This is a genomic window from Candidatus Obscuribacterales bacterium, assembly GCA_036703605.1.
Lineage (GTDB): Bacteria > Cyanobacteriota > Cyanobacteriia > RECH01 > RECH01 > RECH01.
In genome coordinates this window covers 1-1,336 of the sequence record DATNRH010000376.1, presented here as the reverse complement: position 1 = coordinate 1,336, position 1,336 = coordinate 1, and the positions used below count along the sequence as shown (strand labels likewise).

The window sequence follows — 1,336 nt, the reverse complement described above, 5'->3', positions numbered from 1 at the left end:
CCTATGATGATCTCCGCAATGCCCTTGTGTGGCGAGTCTGGGTTGTATACCTCATCCCGGTACAGGAACAGGATTAGGTCGGCGTCTTGCTCAATGCTGCCCGAGTCCCGTAGGTCAGATGGGATTGGCCGCTTGTTGGGTCGAGACTCCAGATTCCGGCTAAGTTGTGACAGCAGCATGATCGGTACGCCCAGTTCACGCGAAAGCATTTTGAGCGCTCTGGTTATCTCCCCCACCTGGTCTGTCTTGTTGCCTGCCCCCGATAGCTGCATAAGCTGTAGGTAGTCAATCATCACCAAGCCGGGATTCTTGGCCTTCCGGTGCCATGTCCTGATCACCGCCTTAATCCGCGCCAGTGACACGCTCATGTTGTCCATGAACTGAATAGGCATTGACATAAGCTGAGTCCCAGCCAGCGCCACCTGATGCCAGTTTTCATCAAACATCGTCTTCGGATCGCGTATCTGGCTGTATGGAACACCTGAAATATCAGAGATTGCCCGTTCTGCCAGTTGATCGTTGGCCATCTCCAGGTTGATTCCAAGGCAGTCATACCCGTGCTTGCCTGATCCCAGTAATGCCGTCAAGCCCATAATAGTTTTCCCAGCACCCGGCCTGCCCGCCACAACGATCAACCCCGGCTGATACCCCATCGTGGCCATGTCCAGCTCAGTCAGCCCAGTAGGCACCCCAAGCAACGTGCCCTCCTTGCGGGTGTGGCGTTCCTCAATTGCGTTGATCGCATCCTTGACCACTTCCTGAATGCCTACCGTGTCCCGCTCTGTATCGCCCTCAATCGCCATCAGAGCGCTTTGGCTGACCTCGACGACCTCATCTACGTCCATAAGCGTCTGGGCGGCTTCTATGGCCTCCTGTGCGGCCCTGACAACGTTCCGGCGCTGCATCTTCTCGCATAGGATCATGTAGTAAGACCAGACCTTGCCCGATGTGATGCCGGCGGTGTTCTCGCACAGGTCGCTCAGGTAGCCCATATCACAGCCGTATGATTGCCCGGTTGACTCAAGGTACTCATCAACCGTCAGCATGTCCACGGTGCTGCCTTTGGCTAAAACGCCATGAATCGCCCTGACAATAGCCTTATGCGAATCAATCTTAAAGTGACCCTCAGTCAGATTGTCGATTACGTTCCGATTGCCGTCTGGGTCAATCAGCAAGGCACCCAGTACAGACTGCTCTGCCTCTTTGCTCATGTCGGGGATCATTGGGGTGGCTCCTTGGTCGGATGATTCCTAAGCAGCCCGCGATCATGCATCAGCCAGTCATAATCCAGCAGGTAATTATGGGCATTGCCTTTGAGGTTGTATTTCTGATCACT

At 54.6% G+C, this 1,336-nt stretch carries 1 protein-coding gene; it reads right to left on the bottom strand.

Features of this window, described 5'->3' with window-relative positions; translation table 11 throughout:
• Window positions 1-1,223 (bottom strand): DnaB-like helicase C-terminal domain-containing protein (locus V6D20_07905; GenBank protein ID HEY9815708.1); only part of this gene is annotated, 1,223 nt, incomplete at its 3' end.
• Window positions 1,224-1,336 lie beyond the last annotated feature (113 nt).